Here is a 1,321-nt window from a genome sequence, read left to right on the forward strand (position 1 = left end):
GAAATCTGTCCAAGGATCGGGGAGTAGCTCAGAAGTATGGGGCATGGCCACTGAGCATGCCACCCGCTAGGTCGACCACTCTGAGCCGGACTGCTCTTCACATAGTTACAAAGCATCCGTGTAAGAAGGTCCGCTTTGGTGAAGGATTTTCGATGCGGGCCGCGGCGTGAGTGTGGGGCTTGGTGCTCGGTCGGCCCGCGTTGGAAATCCTCCCAAGGTGGAAGCCGCGGGGGGCCGGGTGCTGTCTATGGGGAAAGCGTGCTGCGCGATATGGCGACGGCGGGGTTCGGGCGCCGTCTGGCGAAAGATGAGAGCCCACGGCGTCTCGCTCGTTTGGTCGGGAGCGCAGGTTTGGGACGCGGTCGGAGCAGATGAAGATGCATTTTCGGGCCGATTTCGGCGCCAAGCAAGCCGTGGGCGATCTGGCTTACGGTCTCGTGGCGGTGCATTTCTCTCGACGATGACGGGCGTTTCGTCATGCGGCCTGCTCCCTCGGTGGCGCGCGCGATTTCGGTTTCCGTCCCCGCCTGAAGATCTCGATGATGCGCATCGGGCCGCCGCAGCAGGGGCACGGTTCGCGCAGGGTGGGCGAGGCGGTCTCGGCGACCTCCTGGGGTTCCTGCGCGATCGGTCTCTGCCCGAGCAACTCGCGGATGCGGGCGATGTTGGCCTTGCGGGCGGCGCTGGCGAGCAGGCCGTAGTGGCGAATGCGGTGGAAGCCGTCGGGCAGGACATGGATCAGAAAGCGGCGGATGAACTCGGGCGTAGCCAAGCGCATGACTTTTTGCCGGTCGCCATGCCTGATGCGGTAATCCTTCCAGCGAAAGGCCACGGTCTCGGCGTCGGCGCTGACGAGGCGGCTGTTGGAGATCGCGACGCGGTGGGTGTATCGGCTCAGGTAGGCCAGCACCGCCTCAGGGCCACCGAAAGGCGGTTTGGCGTAAACCACCCATTCGGTCTTGCGGAACGGGGCAAGCCATCTGGCGAAGGCGCGCTCGTCAGCAAGTCCGGCAAGATCGCCGTGGAAGGACAGGTCGCCTGCGCGATGCAGCCCCATCAGCCCGTCCAGAAAGAGCCGCCGGAATAGCCGCGACAGCACGCGCACATGCAGGAAGAACCCAGGTTTGCAGGCGACCCAACTGGTGCCACTTGGCGACAGGCCGCCGCCCGGCACGATCATGTGGATGTGGGGATGATGCGTCAGCGCCGAGCCCCAGGTGTGCAGCACCGCCGTCATGCCGACACGCGCACCCAACCGCTTTGGATGGGCGGCGATGGTCGTCACCGTTTCCGACGATGCCTTGAACAGCAGTCCATATAC

Annotated in this window: 1 protein-coding gene; it reads right to left on the reverse strand. The window is 64.6% G+C overall.

Going from position 1 to position 1,321, the window contains the following annotated elements:
- Window positions 1-475: 475 nt before the first annotated feature.
- Window positions 476-1,321, reverse strand: an 846-nt coding sequence (locus E2K76_RS20125; RefSeq protein ID WP_136686209.1) for an IS91 family transposase, incomplete at its 5' end; no start/stop codon positions are given.

The organism is Falsirhodobacter xinxiangensis (genome assembly GCF_004959935.1).
GTDB lineage: Bacteria > Pseudomonadota > Alphaproteobacteria > Rhodobacterales > Rhodobacteraceae > Falsirhodobacter > Falsirhodobacter xinxiangensis.